Below are 20,477 nucleotides of genomic sequence, written 5' to 3' on the forward strand. Positions count from 1 at the left end.
GCGCGTGCGCCGTCATGGCATCACCGTGGCGCACTTGCCCACAGCCTACTGGCATGCGCTGACGCAAGACCTCGCTGACAGCACCGAAAGCCTCGCGCCGTTGCGCGAGTTCCACGCGGGTGGCGAGGCCATGTCCGCGCAGGCGCTGCGGCGCACGCGGGAAAGCGCTGCGCTGGCGCCCGTCACGCTCATCAACACCTACGGTCCGACCGAGGCCACGATTACGGCAACGGTCTTCGATGCCGATGAGATCGGAGCAGACGCGCTGCCGTCGCTGTCGGCCTTTGTACCGATCGGACGTGCGTTGCCGGGCCGCCGCCTGTACGTGGTGTCGCCCGATCTATCGCGGGTGCCGCATGGCGCACCGGGTGAACTGCTAATCGGCGGCGAGCTGCTCGCCCGTGGCTATCTGAACCGCCCGGGGCTCAGCGCCGAGCGGTTCGTACCGGATGCGTTCGGCGGCGAGGGCGGCCGTCTGTACCGCACGGGCGATCTGGTGCGCTGGCGTGACGACGGCGCGCTCGACTACCTCGGGCGGATCGATCATCAGATCAAGCTGCGCGGCTACCGGATTGAACCCGGCGAAATCGAGGCGGCATTGACCGCGCAGGCTGGCGTACGCGAAGCCGCCGTCGTGGTTCGTACCGAAGGGACGCGAGCCCGTCTGATCGCCTACATTGGCCGTGACACCGCGCAGCCAGTCGACGGGGCACAACTTCGCGACGCCTTGGCCACGCGGCTGCCGGAGTACATGGTTCCTGAGACGGTCGTGGTGCTCGATGCATTGCCGCTCACCCCGGGTGGCAAGGTAGATCGTGTCGCGCTGCCGGACCCCGGCTCGGCCTCAGCGACATTCGAAGCGCCGCAAGGCGAGGCCGAACGCGTGCTGGCCGACCTGTGGCAGACGGTGCTGAGCGTGCCGCAAGTGGGCCGTCACGACAACTTTTTCGCCCTCGGAGGCGATTCGATCCTGAGCCTGCAAGTCGTCGCGCGTGCCCGTCAGGCCGGGCTGACGGTATCGCCAAAGCAATTGTTCACCGCGCCGACGCTCGCCGCACTCGCTGCCGTTGCCACGCAGGCGGGGACGACCGGTGCGGTGCGCGCGCCAACCGACGACGCCCCCGGCCACGTGCCGCTGCTGCCGATTCAGCATGCGTTCTTCGCCACGGGCATGCGTGCCGTCCACCACTGGCATCAGGCGTTGTTGCTGACACCTGCCGAGCCGCTCGACGTCGAAGCGCTGCGGCAGGCGCTCGTGAGTGTCGTTGCACATCATGCGGCGCTGCGGATGAGATTCGTGCCGGATACGGCTGCGGCGGGTGGTTGGCGTCAGTCGTACACCCCGTTCAATCGCGAATCTGCCGAGGGCATGCTGTGGACCCGGGTGGCGGCAAATACCCATGACGTCGAAGCTATCGGGAATGAGGCGCATGTCAGCATTCATCTGACAGATGGCCCGGTACTGCGCGCAGTGCTGATCGCCATGCCGGATGCCAGCCAGCGTCTCTTGCTCACGGCACACCATCTGGTGGTCGACGGCGTGTCGTGGCGCATTCTGCTGGGCGATCTGCGCACTGCGTATGACGCGTGGCGCGCTGGACGGGCGCCTGCGCTCGCCGCAACCGGCACGAGCTATCGCACGTGGGCGGAGTCCCTTGTTGATGGCGCGTCGCGCAGCGAACAGCGTGACGAACTGGCCTACTGGTCGAGCCTTCGCGGCGCAACACACCTGCCTGTTGTCGATACTGACGCACCGTCGCTGGCCGGTGATCTGACGCGTGTCGAGCGTCGTTTCAATCGCGACATCACCCAACAGCTTTTGCAAGACGCCGGTGTCGCCTATCGCACGCAAACCGGCGAGCTTCTGCTTGTCGCTGTCGCTCGCGCATTGCAGGCGTGGACCGATGCCCCGGACTATGTCATCGCGCTGGAAGGTCACGGCCGCGAACCATGGAGCGACGACGTCGATCTGTCGCGCACCGTGGGTTGGCACACCAGCCTTTATCCGTTTGCGGTGCAGGCGCAGGGCGATCTGCGAGACGCGATCCTCCGGACCAAATCGGCCCTGCGTGCCGTGCCGCAGCGCGGTCTTGGCTTCGGCGTCATGCGATGGCTTGGCGACGACGCAACCCGCGAAGCGTTGGCCGCTGTGCCTGTGCCGGCGGTCGTCTTCAACTACCTCGGCCGCTTTGACAGCGCATTGGGGCAAGACTGGCAGCCCGCCGGGGAAGCCCTCGGACAGACCGTTGCCAGCGACACGCCGCTCACGCATGACCTCAGCATCGATGCCAAGGTCGTGGGCGGTGAACTGAACGTGGCGCTGTCGTTCAGTGCCCGCCGTCTCAAGCCGCAGGGCGTGGAGGCGTTGGCCGCTGCCATCGACACCGAGTTGTCCGCCATCCTCGCGCATTGTCTTGACGAGACTGCCGCTGGTGTGACGTCAGGCGATTTCCCGCTGGCGGCCTTGGACGATGCGATGCTTGCGACGTTGCCGCTGGCATGGCGCGACGTCGACGATCTCTATCCGCTGGCGCCGATGCAGGCAGGGTTGTTGTTCCACGCCATGGTTGACGGGCAGGGCGGTGCGTATCTGAACCAGATGCGCGTCGATATCGACGGGCTCGACCCGGCGCGCTTCGAAGCGGCGTGGCAGACGGTTTGCGCACGGCATCCGATGCTGCGCACCGGTTTTGTCACCACGGGCAGCAAGTTGCTGCAATGGGTGGCCCGCCAAGCCCCGGTGCCGTTCCTGCATCTGGACTGGCGTGAGCAGAACACCGCGCCGTCTGACGCGACAGATACGCTCGACGCCCTCGCATTGGCCCAACGTGAGCAACCCTTTGATCTGGCGGTGCCGCCGCTGCAACGCGTTGCACTCGTTCGAACGGGCGTGGCGAAATATCACCTGATCTGGACTTGTCACCATCTGCTGCTCGACGGCTGGAGTACGTCTCGCCTGATCGGCGAAGTCATGCGGCACTATCACGGCGAGCCGGGCAGCGCGCCGACGGCAACGTTCCGCGACTATGTCCAGTGGCTGGCGGGACAAGGCGCCAGTACCTCAGGTAGCGCGGCGGTGTTCTGGCGGGACACGCTGGGCGTGCTGGACGAACCAACACGTCTCGCGCCCCGCGAGTTGCCGCCTGCCGCCGCCCGTGACGACTTTGCAACGGAAGTCACAGAACTCGATGCCGCCACGGTCAGCCAACTGAATCGCTTCGCCGCGCGCGAGCGCGTCACCGTGAACACCCTCGCGCAAGGCGCTTGGGCGCTGATGCTGCATCAGGCTACAGGCCATCAGCACGTAGCCTTCGGCACGACAGTCGCTGGTCGTCCTGCATCGCTGCCGGGTGCCGATACCATCGTCGGTCTGTTCATCAACACCGTGCCGGTGGTCAGTCAACGCCCGGAACGCGATGCGGCAGGCGACTGGCTGCGTGACTTGCAGTCGCGCCGGGCACAAGCGGGTGATTTCGAGCACACGCCGTTGCACGACATTCAACGCGCTGCCCTGGTGACGGGCGCGCTGTTCGACACGCTCTTTGTCTTCGAGAACTTCCCGGTGGATGGCGCACTGGCGGAAGCGGCGGCGCATGGTTTGACGCTTACGGGCGCCAGCACTGACGAGTCCACCCATTACCCGTTGGCCGTTACGGTCGTGCCGGGCGATCAGTGGCGCATTCGATGGAGCTACCGGACACAGGCGTTCTCGCGCGCCGACGTCTCGGCGCTGTCATCGCGCTTCGCCCAGACGCTCCGGGCCTTGTCGGGCGACGGGTTACTTGCCGCCGCCGATGCATTGCGGATGACATCGGACGCCGCCCAGCACGTTGCCGCATTGGGTGCGCCACAGCCGCTGCCGATACATGACGCACGCTGCCTGCACGAGCGGATTGCCGCGCATGCGTTGCAATCACCGAATGCGACGGCCTTGCGCGACGGCGACACGATCGTCACTTACGGCGAACTCGACGCGCAGGCGAATCGTCTTGCGCATCGTTTGCTGGCACGCGGGATCGGTCCCGAGGCACGTATCGGCATCGGCATGACGCGTTCGCCGCAGATGATCGTAGCGATGCTTGCTACCCTCAAGGCAGGTGCTGCCTATGTGCCGGTCGATCCGGCGTATCCGGCGGAGCGGTTGTCGTATCTGATGGCCGATTCGGGCATGCGCTGTTTGCTAACGCGTTCGGTGGATCGCGATCTGCTGCCGGTGCCGGAGGGGCTGGCAGTCATCGATGTCGCGGACGAGGCGCTGCCTGACGACGTAGCATCGTCCAACGCACCAATGGTCGCCGTCCATCCGCGTCAGCTCGCGTATGTGATCTACACCTCGGGCTCGACCGGCAAGCCGAAGGGAACCCAACTCACGCACGCCAACGTCATGCGGTTGCTTGACCAGACGCAGGCACGCTTCGGGTTCGGCGAGCGCGACGTCTGGACGCTGTTCCATTCGTTCGCTTTCGATTTCTCGGTGTGGGAAATCTTCGGTGCGCTTTGCTACGGCGGCACGCTGGTCATCGTGCCGCATGCCGTGTCGCGTGCCCCCGCCGAGTTCGCCGCCTTGTTGCGCGACGAAGGTGTGACGGTGCTGAACCAAACGCCGTCGGCGTTCCGTCAGTTGTTGCAGATCCCGTCGATGTACGAACCCGGGCTGCGTCTGCGCACGATCATCTTCGGCGGTGAAGCGCTGGAAGTCAGAGCGCTTGCGCCGTGGTTCGCCCACTACGGCGACCATGGTCCGGCGCTGGTCAACATGTATGGCATCACGGAAACCACGGTCCACGTCACCGCCCGCGAACTGACGCCACAAGACGTAGATGCCGAACGCAGCCCTGTGGGGCGCCCGATCGGCGATCTCGGCCTGTACGTGCTCGACGCTTGGGGCGAACTTGCGCCGCTGAACATTCCCGGCGAACTCCACGTGAGCGGTGCCGGGCTAGCGCGCGGCTATCTGGGGCGTGCCGGACTCACGGCGGAACGGTTTGTACCGAATCCGTTTGCGCATGACGGCGGCCGTCTGTACCGGACGGGCGACCTCGCTAGTTGGACCGACACGGGCGAACTCGTCTACCTTGGCCGCATCGATCAGCAGGTCAAGATTCGCGGGTATCGCATCGAACTAGGCGAGATCGAGGCGCAACTTCTGAGGGTGCCGGGCGTCACGAATGCTGCGGTCATTGCGACCAGCGGCGCGGCCGATGCCCGTCTGCTCGCCTACGTCTGCGGTGCCGACACGCTCGACCCCGCCTCAGTGCGTGTCGCGCTGTCGCAGCTATTACCCGACTACATGGTGCCCGCCAGCGTAAGCGTGCTGGCAGCGCTGCCATTGACCGCCAACGGCAAGCTCGACCGTGCCGCACTGCCTGCGCCAGAAGCGCAGCACGCCGCAGGCCCGGCACCGGCGGGCGAAACGCAGGTTGCCTTGGCGGCCATCTGGTCCGACTTGCTCGGCGTGGCGAAGGTGGGTCGCGACGACAATTTCTTCGATCTCGGCGGCGACTCGATTCTTGTGCTCAAGGTGGCCGCCCGCGCCGCACAGGCCGGTATTACGCTCACCGCCCGGCAATGCTTCGAAGCGCCGACGCTGGCGGCACTCGCGGCGGCCGCTGACGTTGCCCTCGGCCTCGGACTGCCGGTCGACGAAGCCGCCGCACCAATCGTTCGCCTGACGGATCGCACACATTTGCCGCTCTCGCACGCGCAGCAGCGCTTGTGGTTCCTGTGGCAATTGCAGCCGCAAAGCACGGCCTATCACGTCGGCGGTGCCTTGCTCATGCGCGGCGCCTTCGATGCCGCAGCGGCGCGCAACGCCTTCGGCTGGCTTGTGCAGCGCCATGAAGCGCTGCGCACGACGTTTGTAATGTCCGAACGCGGCGAAGCGACGCAGGTCGTGCACGACGCGCTGCCTTGCGCGTTCGACCATCGCACGGGGGATGAAGCCAGTGCCCGCGCCTTCGCCGCCACATGGATGGCTGCGCCGTTCGATCTCGTGAACGGGCCGCTGCTTCGCGTCGGTGTGGTGAGCATGGCCGACGACGCGCATGTGCTCGTCGTGGGCATGCACCACATCGTGTCCGACGGCTGGTCGATGGACATCTTGCTGAGTGAATTTGTCGATGCCTATCGTGCCGCGTTGGCGGGCGAAGCTGGCGTGGCACCGGACTGGGCGCCGTTGCCCGTGCAGTACGCCGACTATGCCGTCTGGCAGCGTGATTGGCTCGACGCCGGCGCGCGCGATGCCCAACTGACGTGGTGGCGCGACGCGCTGGATGGCGCGCCGGGCCAAGTACAACCGGTGCTGGATCTGCCGACGGACCGTGCCCGTCAGTCGCTCGGCGACTATCACGCGGCGCGCGTGTCGGTCGATCTTCCGGCAACCGTGGCGTCCGGCGTCCGTACCTTGGCCCGTCGGTTCGCCACCACGCCTTACGTCGTGCTGCTCGCGGCGTTCCACGCCTTGCTTCATCGCCATACGGGACAGGACGACATTCGTGTCGGCGTGCCCGTCGCGAATCGCGAGCGTGCCGAGGTCGCCGGTGTCATCGGACTGTTCGTCAACACACAGGTACTGCGCGCACAACTGGATTCGCGTGTGACAGCGGCCACGCTGATCGGGCAAATCGACGAACGGGCCCGGCAGGCGCGTCTGCATCAGGACCTGCCTTTCGATGCACTGGTCGATGCGCTTCAGCCCGAGCGCAGCCTGTCGCACACGCCGCTGTTCCAAGTGATGTTCAACCACGAGCGCGATGACCAACGGGCGCTGGCGCAATTGCCCGGCGTTCGCGTGGAGCCGTTCCCGCTCGGTATTGGTATGGGCGAAGCGCAGTTTGAACTGTCCTTGACGACGAGTGAAACGCCGGAGGGGGCAATCCGCGCCGATCTCGACTATGTGCGCGAATTGTTCGACGCCGAAACGGCGGAGCAGTTGGCCGCGCAATACGTGCGCCTTCTGTCGGGATTCGCCGAGACACCGGACCGGGCGATCGGTGATATTGCCCTGCACGACGTACAAGGGCTCGACGCTTTGCTGGCGTGGGGGCGCAACGACGAAGGCCCGGCCTGCGCTTCACCGGTGCACGAGACGATTGCCCGTCAGGCGGCAGCAACACCCGACGCCATCGCGGTGATTCTGGACGACACCCGGCTCACCTATGGCGAGCTGGCGTTACGCGCCAACCGGCTTGCCCAGCACTTGCGCGGCGTGTGCACCGCAACCGGGGAGGTGCGGGTCGGCATCGCAATGCGACGCTCGCTCGATCTCGTCGTGGCGGTGCTGGCCGTGTTCAAGGCGGGGGCGGCTTACGTGCCGCTCGATCCGGATTACCCCCAGGCGCGGCTGGCCGATATCGTGTCGGACAGCGGACTGGCCGCCATTCTGGCCCATGCGAACGTGCTCGACCGGTTACCGGCGAACGTGGCATTGCCGGTCCTCTGCGTCGACACGCTGGCGCTCGATCAGGGCGACGACGGCAATGTGTGCGCACCGGACGTGCGCGTCCATCCGGCACAGTTGGCGTACGTGATCCACACATCGGGGTCGACCGGCAAACCGAAGGGCGTCGCCATATCGCATGGCGTGCTTGCACGTCACGTCGACGTGTCGGCCCGCTTCGCAGGCATCAGTGCCGCCGACCGCGTGCTCCAGTTCTCGACCATCAATTTCGATCCGTTCGTGGAACAACTATTGCCGTCGCTTTGCGTCGGCGGCACGGTCGTCCTGCGCGGACCCGCCGTATGGAGCGCTGCGGAGTTCCGTGAGCAGGTCGAACAGCACGGCATTACGGTGGCCGACCTGCCGACGGCGTACTGGCAGATGATCACGCGCGAACTGGGCGATGGCGAAGCCCTTGCCGGTCTGCGCGAGGTGCATGCCATGGGCGAGGCGATGCCGCTGGAGACGTTGCGGCAATGGCGCGCCAGCCGTGCCTTCGGCGGCGTGCGGTTGTTGAACACCTACGGGCCGACCGAAGCCGCTGTGACGGCAACGTTGTTCGACGCGACCGCTGCCGACGTTGATGCGTTGCCCGCCTTGGTGCCGATCGGCGTGCCGCTGGGCCAACGCTCGTTGTATGTGGTCGATGCGGACTTCCAGCTTGTACCCGCAGGTGCAATCGGCGAGCTGCTGATCGGTGGCGACTTGCTCGCGCGCGGCTATCTGAATCGCCCGGACCTGACGGCCGAGCGCTTCGTGCCCGATCCGTTCGGGGGCAGCGGAGGACGGCTGTACCGCACCGGCGACCGGGTGCGCTGGCGTGCCGGTGGCCAGCTTGAATACCTTGGCCGTACCGATCATCAGATCAAGATTCGCGGCTTCCGTATCGAACCGGGCGAAATTGAAGCGGCATTGCTCGCACAACCCAGCGTCGGTCAAGCGGTTGTGTTGGCGCGGGACGTCGATGGCGCGACGCGTCTCGTGGGCTATGTCACGCTCGCCAGCGACCACACGGGCAGTGAGCCCGATGCGGCGTCGCTGCGACTCGCCCTCGGCGCCGTGCTGCCGGACTACATGGTGCCATCCGCATTGATGGTGCTCGACGCGCTGCCACAGTTGCCGAACGGCAAGCTTGATCGTCATGCACTGCCGGTGCCGACGTTCGCGAAGCAAGCGTTCGAAGCCCCGCAAACGGCACTCGAACAGTCGCTGGCCGATCTTTGGCATGAGGTGCTGTCGGAGGGCCGTCGCGACACGGCCAGCGTTGTACGCGTAGGCCGTCACGACAATTTCTTTGCGCTCGGCGGCGACTCGATCCAGATTCTGAAGATCGTGGCACGGGCGGCCAACCGTGGGATCGCACTTTCCCCACGCCAGATGTTCGAGTCGCAGACGGTCGCGGCACTTGCCACATCAGTGGTGTCGGCGCAGGGGCAACAGACCGGCAGCGCATGCCACACGACGGCGTCGCCGATGCTGCCGCTCATCGACCGGTCACACCTGCCGGCGTCGCACGCCCAACGGCGCATGTGGATACTCTGGCACCTCGATCTGCAAAGCAGCGCGTATCACATTGCCGATAGCGTGCGTGTGCGTGGCAAGCTCGATATTGGTGCGCTTCAGGCGACGTTCGACGCCATCGTGGCGCGACATGAGAGCTTGCGGACGACGTTCTCGCAGGACGCCGATGGTGACGTGCGCCAGCTTGTCCACCCGGCGACGCCGGTAGCCATCGTGCGCGACACGCATGCCCCGGCACAAGCCCGCTCATGGGCGGCCGCATTCATGGCGCAGCCGTTCGATCTCACACAGGGGCCGCTCTTGCGTGTCGGGCTCGTCACGCTCGGGACGGACGACCACCTGCTGGTGGTGGCGATGCATCACATCGTCTCGGATGGATGGTCGGTGGACGTCATCCTCGACGAGTTCGCCATCGGTTACCGGGCAGCGATTAGCGGCGAGTCGCCTGAATGGCGCGCGTTGCCGGTGCAGTACGCCGACTATGCATCGTGGCAGCGCACTGTGCTGAACGACGCTGAGAAGGAACGTCAACTGGCGTACTGGCGAGAGGCGCTCAATGACGGTGCGCAGACGCTGGCGCTGCCCACAGACCGTGCGCGTCAGGCCCTCGGCCGCTATCGCGCCGCGCGGCTCCCGATCGCGTTGCCGCCTGCATTAGCCACACAACTCGGGGCGTTGGCCCGTCAGTACGAAACGACAGTGTTCACGGTGCTCCTCGCGGCGTTTCAAGCGGTGCTGCATCGCCACACCGGGCAGCAGGCGATTCGCGTCGGCGTGCCGGTCGCGAACCGTGATCGGGCGGAGGTACAGGGCCTCATCGGACTGTTCATCAACACGCAGGTGCTCGGCGTCACGATCGCGCCGCGCATGACCCTCGACGCATTGCTGCGTCAGACTCGCGAGCGTGTGAGCGGGGCGCAGCAGCATCGCGAATTGCCATTCGATGTCCTTGTCGAAGCCTTGCAGCCCGAGCGCAGCCTCGTGCATTCGCCGCTATTTCAGGTGATGTTCAATTTCGAGCAGGAAGACCGCCGCGCGCTGTCGTCGCTGCCCGGCCTGACCACCGAGCGCTTTGACGCGGTCGACCAAGCGGCACAGTTCGATCTCACGCTGAACCTGCGCAGCACACCGGACGGTGTCATCGACGGCAGTTGCCAATACGCCCGGGAATTGTTTGACGAAGCCACGGTGGCGCGCTTCATGACGCATTACGTGGCCGTGCTGACGGCGTTGGCGACGTCGTCCGGGCAGACCATCGGCGAGATTACGCTCGCCGACAAGGCCGAAGTCGAACGGCTGCGGGCTTGGGGGCAGGGTGAAAGCACGGCCACCGGTGAGGTCAGGCCGATGGCCGTGCACGTCGCGATTGCCGCGCAGGCGGCTCGCACGCCGACGGCCATTGCGCTCGTGCTAGACGACGACAGCCTGACCTATGCCGAACTGGACGCTCGCGCCTGCCGTCTTGCGCGGCATCTGCACGCGGCGGGCGTGACCCCTGACACGTGTGTCGGTATTGCCATGACCCGTTCGCTCGACATGGTGGTTGCCATGCTGGCGATCCTCAAGGCGGGCGCCGCCTACGTGCCGCTCGACCCGGACTATCCGCTGACGCGTCTGACCTACATGATCGAGGACAGTGGCATCCGGGTGCTGGTGAGAGACACGGCGGTCATCGGCAAGCTGCCGCAACTCGCACAAGTGCCGGGTGTGAACACACTTAATGCCGATTCGCTGGATCTGCAATCCGGCACTGGTGCAACCACCGCACCGGCGACACCGGTGTTGCCGGCGCAACTGGCGTACGTGATCTATACGTCAGGGTCGACGGGGCAACCGAAGGGCGTGGGCATTGCTCACGCGGCGCTCGCCGGGCATATCGACGCGACCATCCGCTATGCGCGTCTGACGCCGTCAGACCGCGTCCTTCAGTTCTCGACCGTCAACTTCGACGGCTTCGTCGAGCAGCTATTCCCGCCGCTCTGTCTGGGTGCGACCGTCGTCATGCGTGGCCCCGATTTGTGGACGACCGACGAGTTCGTGGCACGCGTGGCTCGTCATGGGCTGACTGTGGCGCACTTGCCGACGGCCTATTGGCACGTGCTCACGCAAGATCTGGCCGACAGCAAAACGTCGCTGGCACCGCTGCGGGAATTCCACGCGGGCGGCGAGGCGATGTCGGCACACGGCTGGCGGCGCACGCAAGCAAGCGCCGCGCTCGCACCGGTAACGTTGATCAACACCTACGGGCCGACCGAAGCGACGATTACTGCGACGGTGTATGACGCCACCGCGGTGACCGATGTCACCGCCGCGACGTTCCCGGGCACGGTGCCGATCGGACGGCCGTTGCCCGGACGCAGCGTGCAGGTGGTCGGCCCCGACATGGCCGCGGTGCCACAAGGTGCAGTGGGTGAACTGGTCATCGGCGGCGATCTTCTGGCGCGCGGCTATCTTGGCCGACCGGCGCTGACGGCAGAGCGCTTTGTGCCGGACCCCGAGCGCACCGATGGCGGCCGCTGCTATCGCACTGGCGATCTTGTGCGCTGGCGCGCCGACGGGCAACTCGACTATCTCGGCCGTATCGATCAACAGGTCAAGATTCGCGGCCTGCGTATCGAACTGGGCGAAGTGGAAGCGGCGCTGCTGGCGCTCGCCGGTGTGCGGGAAGCCGTGGCGTCTGCCGTGCAAGCCACGTCCGGTGAGGGCAACCGGCTGGTCGCGTGGGTAGTGGCAGAGGCGGGTGCCTCACTGGAAGCCTCGGTATTGCGCCCGGCACTGGCCCGAACCTTGCCTGCATACATGGTGCCGGAAGCCATCGTGGTGCTCGATGCGTTGCCCATGACACCGGGCGGAAAGGTCGACCGTCGCGCGCTGGTGATGCCGTCGGGCGATGCGTCGCAATCTGTCACGATGGCAGCGATCCCGAGGGGGGACACCGAAACCGCGCTCGCCGCGCTGTGGCAGTCGCTGCTCGATGTGCCGTTCGTGGGCCGCGACGACAACTTTTTCGCGCTCGGCGGACACTCCCTGAGCGCGCTGCAACTGGTTTCGCGTGTGAAGTCGGCACTGGGCCGCCAGTTGTCGTTGCGCGATGTCTTTGCTGCACCGACGCTCACAGCGCTGGCGCAGCAACTCGAATTGGCGCCTCGCGTTGCGGTTGATGGGCCTGCGCTGGTCAGCGTGCCGCGCGAAGAGCGCATGCCGCTCTCGCCGACGCAATACCGCCTGTGGCTGGCCGACAAGCTGGCCAGCCCTGACGACGCTGCGTCGTACACGCTGGCGACCGCCATGCGGGTCACGGGCAATTTCGACGTGGACACCGCCCGGGCGGCGATGGCCGCGCTCGTCGCGCGTCATGAAGTGCTTCGCACGTGCTATCCGGATGACGACGGCGTGCCGTATGCGCGCATTGCGCCGATGGGTGAGGCGGATATCGAGGTTGTCGATCTGGACGGGGAGTCGGCAGACGCGCAGGAAATTGCCATTGCTGACGCGATGGCCGCCCAGTCGCGGCACCGGTTCATTCTTGCCTCGGGACCGCTGGCCCGCATTCGGCTGCTGCGGTTGGCGCAGAACGATCACGTCGTGCTGTTCGCCGTGCATCACATCATCGCGGACGGTTGGGCCATGAGCGTGCTCGTCGGCGAGTTCGCGAACGCCTATGCGGCCATTCGCGACGGCGTGGCGCCGGCGTTCGCGCCGATGCCAGTGCAATACGTGGACTACGCCGACTGGCAACGCAAGGCTGTGGATGGTGCGTCCGGTGAGGTGTTGCGCAACTACTGGCGCGATGCCTTGCAAGGTGCGCCCGCTGCGTTGCGTCTGGACACGGATCACCCGCGTCCGGTGGCGACATCGACCGCAGGCGCGGGTGTGCCGTTCGTCCTCCCGCAATCGCTCAACGCACCGCTGCAAGCGTTCGCCCAACATCACGGCACGACACCATCGACCGTGCTGCTCGCCAGCTATCAGGCGTTCCTGCACCGGTTGACCGGCATGGATGATCTCGTCGTCGGGGTGGATTCGGCTGGCCGTCACGATGAAGCGCTCGAACCCATGCTCGGCTTCTTCGTGAACGTGCTGCCGGTGCGCTCACGTGTCGATGCCCGTGAACCCTCGTTCGGTGCACTCACGGGCAGGACGCATGACGCAATGCTCGGCGCCATCGCCCACGAAGCGCTGCCGTTCGAGCGCATCGTCGAGGCGTCGGGCGTGGGCCGTGCATCAGGGCGCAGTCCGCTCGTCCAAACCCTCTTTGTCATGCAGAACACGCCACGCGGCGCGCTCGCCATTGACGGTCTGCACATCGACCCGATCAAGCAAGCGAGCGCGTCGTCGAAATTCGACATGGCGCTATTTCTGCATGAAACCCCGCTCGGCTTTGCCGGCGAATGGGTGTTTGCGACTGATCTGTTCGTGCACGCCAGCATCGAACGCTTTGTCGCCACCTGGCTCAAGCTTCTGGAGACCTATCTCATGGAACCCGATACCCCGACACCCCCGACGCCTCCGATGACCCCGCCGCTGGCACAAGACGCCGCACGCACGCGTGACGCCGCGCGCGCCGCGAAGCTCGAAAAACTCGGCGCACTGGGCGGTGGACGCAAGCCCGCCCGTCCAGTGGCGGGTGCTGCCCTCGGCAACACCGGCAATGGCACCACGCAGGACTATCAAGTCCGCATCACGCCGATGCAGGCAGGCACGGGCTTTCCTGCCTTGATCGAACCGCAGCATGCAGACCTCGACCCGTTTGTGTGGGCGGCGCGGCATCGCGAGCAGATCGATATCTGGCTGGCCCGCCACGGCGGTCTGCTGCTGCGCGGCTTCGCCATCGAGGGACCGCGCCAGTTCGAGCGCTTCGTCGAAGCCATCGTGCCCGAGCTTTACGGCGACTACGGCGATCTGCCCAAGAAGGAAGAGGGGGACCGGACGTATCGGTCGACGCCTTACCCTGAGAAGGAAATGATCCTTTTCCATAACGAGAGCTCGCACCTTGAGCAATGGCCCCGCAAGCAGTGGTTCTATTGCGAGTTGCCCTCGCAGGTGGGCGGCGCGACACCGATCGTCGACGGCCGCGAGATGCTGCGCCGGTTGCCGCCTGACGTTGTAGATCGCTTCGCGCGGCTCGGCCTGTGCTACGTGCGCACGTTCATCGAAGGGCTGGACGTGCCGTGGCGTCAGTTCTTCCATACCGACAGCCGGGAAGACGTCGAAGCCCGCTGCCGCGCCGTCGGCACACAGGTGCGCTGGTTTGGCGACACGTTGCAGACGGTCTCGCGCGGCCCGGGTGTGCTGCGGCATCCGGTCACCGGCGAACTGGCGTTCTTCAATCAAGTGCAACTGCATCACCCGTACTTCCTCGCGCCGGACGTGCGTCAGCATCTGATGGACATTGCCGGGGAAGACCGGTTGCCGCGCAACGTCCTGTATGGCGATGGCACCCCCATCGACGACGAGACGATGGCGCTGATCGGCAAAGCCTACGAGGCATGCGCGTTCCGCTTCGACTGGCAACGGGGTGACGTCGTCATGCTCGACAACCTGCTCGTCGCTCACGCACGCGACCCTTATCAGGAGCCGCGCAAGATCGTGGTCGCGATGGCGCAGATGATGTCGCGCGACAGCGTTCCCGCGACGAACGTGGATAGCGGCGCGGCGAGTACCGTCAACCCGCCGATCTCGATGCCGCTGGGTGATGACCATGCATGAATCCACCCCTACACCACAAGCCATGACAGATACGGGATTCGCACTGACGCCGGAACAACGCGCACGAATTGCGCTCGGCATGGAGACGGCTTGCGTGGCCGTCGTTGTGGAACCCGGCGCTGGGCTCGGGCCGGATGCGGTGCGCGCCGCGTGGGCCGCGCTTCCGGCACGGCACGAGATGCTGACGATGGCTACCGGTCAGGTCGAGGGCTTTCGGGGCGTACGCCATTTGCCGGATGCGCCTCCGAAGGGGCTGCCGTGGAGTCAGATTCAAGCGCCGGGTAACTCGGCAGACGTCGCTGCGCTGGCCGTGGCGGCAGGGCCAATGCCTGCGCAAGCCGCATCGCAGCACGCCAATGCCTGCGCCATCTGGCTCACTTGCGATGCCGCCGCCGAGGCAACGGGCAATGGCACGCGGCTCATCCTGATGGGCCGCGCGTGGATGTTCGACGAAGCCAGTCTCGTCGCGCTCGCGCACGAAGTCCTTGCCGATGCGCAACATGCGCATGGACACGCGGCAACGGACGACGACGCGCCGTTGCGCTACGAAGACTTCGCATCATGGCGAGACAGCCTCGTCGAGGGCGAGGATGGACTTGACGGTCAGGCCTACTGGCGCCGCTATCTGGATGAAGGCGGCACGCCGCACGACGGCGTACGGCTGCCGGCACGCCATCACCCGGGGGCATCTGCCGCGGCGTCTCAAGACACCCCATTGCATGCCGCACGGCGCACCGTACCGGAGGAGGTCGGACACACGTTGGTGTCGATCGCGCAAGCGCGAGGCACCGGCCCCGAATTGTTGTTGCAAGCCGCATGGTGGGCACTGCTCGCACGCATCGGCGGCCAGACGGCGGTGGACGGCACGGTGTGCCACGACTGCCGCACGGACTACGGACCGCTCGCGGGGTCGATCGGTGTTTTCGAGCGTCGGCTGCCGGTGCGCGTTCGCCTAGACGATACGTTTTCGCTGGTGGACGCGGCTTGTCACTTGAACGAGACCATCGAGGAACATCGTCATCGGCAGGAGACGGTGCCGGCCAGCGTGACTTGCCACGGGCTCGCCTCGTTGCGCACGCTGGTGTGGGATTCGGCGGGTGAGTTGGCGCGTTTGGTTGGCGTTCACGCGCCGCTCGGCAAGGCCGAGTGCCACCTTGATCTGGTGACGGATACACGAGGCGCGCTCACGCAATTCGCGCTGACCGGTGACGCGACGGCTTATCCCGCCGAGGCTATCGAGGTGCTGGCCGACCAGTATCAGACGATGCTCGCATCGCTGGCCGGACAAACCTCGCGAGCCGATGCGCCGTGGCGGCAACTCGATGTCACGTCGAGCGTTCAGCAGTCACGCTATATGAGTTGGACAGGGCCGGAACTGACCGTGCCCGACGAGACGGTGATTCACACGCTGCTGCGTCACGCGCAGGAGACGCCCGGCGCCAATGCCATCGAAGGCGGGGACAAGCGGCTCACATGGTCCGAACTGGCGAGCGAGGTATTGACCGTGTCGGCCAACCTTCAGGCTCGCGGTGTGCGCTCGGGCGACACCGTGGCACTCGCCATGCCGCGCACCGTAGACATGGTGATTGCCTTGCTGGCGACGATGCGGGCAGGCGCTGCTTATGTGCCGCTCGATCCCTCATGGCCGGCGGCCCGCATCCACGCGGTGCTGTCGCAGGCCAAGCCTGTGCTGGCGGTCGCCGCGCCGCCGTTCGAACCCGAGACGGAAGGTGTGCCAGTGCCCGTCGTATCGTTCGCGACGCTGGCGCTGCCCATGATCGGTGACGCCACGTTGCCTGCGCCTCGTGCGTCAGATTGCGCCTATGTGATCTTCACTTCAGGATCGACTGGTGTACCGAAGGGCGTGCCGATCGGGCATCGCCAACTGGCGAACTACGCCCATGCGATCGCCGACCGGCTCTCGCTCGCCCCCGGCCATCGCGTCGCCCTGACCTCGACGGTGGCGGCCGATCTCGGCAATACGGCACTGTTCGGTGCTATTGCCGCCGGGGCGTGTCTGGTCGTCGCTACGGAAGTCGATATGGCGGACGGCGCCGCCTTCGCTCGATTCATCGCCCGCACTGCGGTCGATCTCGTCAAGATCACGCCGTCGCATCTCGACGCGCTGGTGCAGATTGCCTCGCCCGTGTTGCCCGCCACCGTCGTGCTCGGCGGCGAAGCGACGCCGCAGTCGCTGGTTCGAGCGCTGCGGCAAATCCGTGCGGACGTACGCGTCGTCAATCACTACGGACCGACGGAGACCACCGTCGGTGTGCTGACCCACGTTTGCGGTGATGAATCGCCTGCCGATCACGATCACGACAGCGCCACGCTGCCTTTGACCCAGCCGCTCGCGAACTGCTATGCACGTGTGCTTGACGACGACCTGTCGATTACGCCGGTCGGCGCACGCGGGATGCTCTATCTCGGTGGCGCGCAGTTGACGGACGGTTACCTTGGTCGCGACGCACGGGAAGGGTTTGTGGAAGACCCGTTCAAGCCGGGGGCGCGGCTCTACCGCACCGGCGACGTCGCCCGGTGGTTGCCGCAAGGCGGGATTCAATGGCTTGGCCGTGCCGACGAACAGGTCAAGATCCGTGGCCATCGCGTGGAGCCTGCGGAAATCGAAGCTGCGTGCCGCGACATTCCGGGCATCGCACAAGTGGCCGTACGCACATGGGGCAGCGGCCCACAGACGCTACTCGCGGCCTATGTGGTGGCGCCGGGGGTAACCGATGCGCCAAAGCTCGTCAGCGAGACGCTGGCGGGTCGACTGCCCGGCGCATGGGTTCCCGCGTTTGTCGTGGCGCTGGCGACGATGCCGCGTCTGGCCAACGGCAAGGTCGATCGGCTGGCCTTGCCTGACCCCAGCGTTGCGGAGCAAGGCGGCGAGGGCGCCGCCGTCGATGAACCACCCCAGACGCCGCTCGAAATCTGGCTGGCCAAGCGGCTTGAAGATTTGCTGGGCCGCGCGCCCATCGGGGTCACGCGCAGCCTGTTTGCGCTCGGCGGTGATTCGCTGACCGTCATTCGCTTTGTCGCCCGCATCGGCGAAGGGCTGCATATCGAAGTGTTGCCCGGGCAGGTCTTCGCCACGCCGACGATTCGTGGGCTGGCTGACGCCCTCTATGCGCGTGCGGACGGTGGCGATGGGCTCGTTCGCCGAGCACAGGCCCGGCTGGCGTTCGACGCGTTGCCGCCCGAAGCCCAGGCGGCATGGCTGGCGCGTGCCCGTCAGGCGAGTAGCGCGGCGACCTGAACGGCGGCGCAATCCCTCAACCCGTGAGATTCCCCGGGGCAGCCCCCGGGGGAGAAGTCCGAAATCATTTCGTTGTCATGAAGGTCCGGCCCGTTTTCGTTGTGAATGCAAATGAGAACGGTTATTATTTCACTTCTATTTTTACGTCGGGCGGAACTCCTGATCCCGATGCAGCATGCGCCGCTGAGAGCGCGCCACCACACGTCAAGGGGAAGGTTGCACATGAAGTCGATTCACGGGCAGTACCAAACAATACGGAGGGGCGCACTCACACCGAGTCGTACAAGTCTGGCGGTTATGTTGCTGCTTCTGGGGCAAGCCGCTGCGGCACAGGCGCAGTCGCAATCGCAGTCTCAAACTGCACCGGGCAGCAGCGCGGCGCAACCGGCGAACAATGCCGCAGGTGACACCGCAGCAGCGCCCGGGGCCGCACCGGTTGCGGCACTGCCTGCGACCAACGTGGAAGACCAGCGCGACGCGGTGGCCGAAGCGCTGAACCCGCCCACGACGGTTGGTTCGAAGATTCCGATGACGGCGCGCGAAATCCCGCAATCCGTGTCGGTGATCACCCAAGAGCAAATCAAGGAACAGAACTTCCAGACGCTCAAGGACGCCATGCAGTACGCGCCGGGCATCACCACGTTGCAAAGCGACTCGGATCGTGTGCAGTACTACGCACGCGGCTTCCCGATCACGTCGTTCCTCGTGGATGGCACGCCGTCCTACGTGAACAGCAGCATGTCGGTCACCGCCGATACGTTCCAGCCGAGTCTGGCGATCTACGACCGGGTCGAAGTGCTGACCGGGCCGTCGGGTCTGCTCAACGGCTTCGGTGCGCCGGGCGGGGCGGTCAACCTTGTGCGCAAGCATGCGCAGAAAGAATTCGAGGCTAGCGCGACGCTCAGCGGTGGCACGCGCGGTAACAGCGGCGCCACCATCGACGTGGGTGGGCCGCTCAACCCGGCAGGGTCGCTGCGTGGGCGCGCCGTCGTGTCCTATACCGGCGCCGATGGCGTGCAGGACACCACCAACACGCGCAACAAAGTGCTGTACGGCACGTTGGAAGCTGACCTGACGTCCACGACGCTGCTGCGCGTGGGAGCGAGCTACAACGAGTACACCTCGAACGAGCCGTGGATCTGGGGTATCTACACCAACGGCACCTACGGCAATCTGCCGCGCGGTCATTACTACGGCGCCGGCTGGAACCGTGACACGTTCCGCACCACGGACCTCTTTGCCGAATTGCACCAGAAGCTCGGCGGCGGCTGGACGGCCAAGGCCGTGTTCGATTACGTGTACTCGCGCTCGACCACGCTGCAAGCCAGCCAGTTCAACGCATGGGATCCGGCAACGTACACCGGCGACATCAGCGCGACAAACAACGTGGTGAGCGAGGGCAAGACCAATATCGACGTGTCCGCGACCGGCCCGTTCACGCTGTTCGGGCGCACGCATCAGGCCACCATCGGCGCCAACTACATGCGCATGGTCGAGCACCAGTCGCAGTACTACGGCACCCCGGACAACCTGTTCAACGTCTCCAACGTCAACCTGCTGAACATTCTGTATCCGATGCCGGTGTTCCCGGGCACACCCGACACTGTGAGCCGCAACAACACCTATGCCAAGCAATACGGCATCTACGCGCAGACGCGTCTCTCGCTGCTCGATCAGTTGACCCTGATTCTCGGCGGGCGCGTGAGCTGGTACCAGTCGAAGTTCGCGGTCGATCCGACGTACAACGTGTTCAACATGAACGGCAACTCGCTGGGCAACGCCGGCAAGTTCACGGGCTACGCGGGGTTGGTGTACGACCTGAACAAGACGTGGTCGGTCTACACCAGCTATACGAGCATCTTCCAGCCGCAGGACAACTTGCTGACGACCTCGGGCACGCTCATCAAGCCGATCACAGGCGACCAGTACGAAGCGGGGATCAAGGGCGAGTTCATGGACGGCCGCTTCACGACGGCGTTTGCGGTCTATCAGATCAACCAGTCCAACCGGGCGATGATCGACCCGAACGACCCGACCCAATCGCACTACGTGGCGCTGGGCAAGGCACGCACGCGGGGTTTCGAAATTTCGGGCACGGGTGAGTTGCTGTCCGGCTGGAAACTGTTCGGCAGCTATACGTACAACAACAGCCAGTTGGAAGACTCGAACAGCTTCGACACGATCGCGTCGCCGTTCTCGTCGATCTCACCGCACAACATCTTCAAGCTCTGGACGAGCTATCGCCTGCCGGGCAGTTGGAATGGGCTCACCTTGGGGGCGGGCGTCACTGCCGTGAGCGAGACCTCGACGACACGTAACGGCTATACCGCCAATCAGGGCTTCTATGCCGTGGTCGATGCGTCGATCAGCTATGCGTTCACGAAGAAGACCTCGTTGTCGCTCAACGCGAACAATCTGTTCGACCGCGACTACTTTGCTGCGGCTTACGCACGCGGCCAGCCGCGCACCGTAATGCTGACGCTGCGAACCGCCTATTGATCGAATGATCGACCGATCGACGGTTTGAAATGAGTGCAGGACCTCTGGCGC

3 protein-coding genes (1 of these 3 running past the window's edge) are annotated in these 20,477 nt (G+C 65.6%); all 3 read left to right on the plus strand.

Translation table 11 applies throughout. From position 1 onward, the window contains the following. Positions 1-14,668, plus strand: the 3' portion of a protein-coding gene (locus AT302_RS12415) for a non-ribosomal peptide synthetase (protein WP_084656191.1). It extends 13,538 nt beyond the left edge of the window; only the last 14,668 of its 28,206 coding nucleotides appear in the window; its start codon lies beyond the left edge, outside the window; its stop codon occupies positions 14,666-14,668. A gap of 22 nt (positions 14,669-14,690) precedes the next feature. Beyond that, on the plus strand, positions 14,691-17,927 hold the full coding sequence (locus AT302_RS12420; protein ID WP_058378712.1) for a non-ribosomal peptide synthetase: 3,237 nt from the start codon (positions 14,691-14,693) through the stop codon (positions 17,925-17,927). Positions 17,928-18,224: 297 nt separating this feature from the next. Then, complete coding sequence (locus AT302_RS12425; protein WP_058378713.1) at positions 18,225-20,426, plus strand: TonB-dependent siderophore receptor; 2,202 nt, start codon at positions 18,225-18,227, stop codon at positions 20,424-20,426. Positions 20,427-20,477 lie beyond the last annotated feature (51 nt).

The sequence above is a fragment of the Pandoraea norimbergensis genome (assembly GCF_001465545.3).
GTDB lineage: Bacteria > Pseudomonadota > Gammaproteobacteria > Burkholderiales > Burkholderiaceae > Pandoraea > Pandoraea norimbergensis.

Coding starts and splice junctions, on each gene's coding strand:
- AT302_RS12420 (WP_058378712.1), top strand. CDS start 14,691: ATGACAGATACGGGATTCGCACTGACGCCGGAACAACGCGCACGAATT.
- AT302_RS12425 (WP_058378713.1), top strand. CDS start 18,225: ATGTTGCTGCTTCTGGGGCAAGCCGCTGCGGCACAGGCGCAGTCGCAA.